Annotated in this window: 1 pseudogene; it reads left to right on the top strand. The window is 43.3% G+C overall.

The features are described from left to right. Nucleotides 1–215: pseudogene (locus NLF92_RS14080) on the top strand (amylosucrase); the annotation flags it as partial.

Raw genomic sequence — 215 nt, 5'->3', positions numbered from 1 at the left:
GTTCACTAGCCTCTTTATGTGGGCTAGAAGGCGCGCTTAAATCCAACGATTCAAAAGGCATTGATGACGCTGTGAAACGAATGATGCTGCTTTACGGTATCACCTTTAGCATTGGAGGTATTCCGTTACTTTACTCAAGTGATGAAGTAGGCAAGCTTAATGACTACAGCTATCGATTAGATGACACCAAAAAGCACGACGACAGATGGGTAAAC

Origin of the sequence: Opacimonas viscosa, from assembly GCF_024199005.1 — a bacterium.
In the GTDB taxonomy this organism is placed as follows: Bacteria; Pseudomonadota; Gammaproteobacteria; order Enterobacterales; family Alteromonadaceae; genus Opacimonas; species Opacimonas viscosa.
Note: the sequence above shows the minus strand (reverse complement) of the source record. Positions and strands in the feature narration are given on the sequence as shown.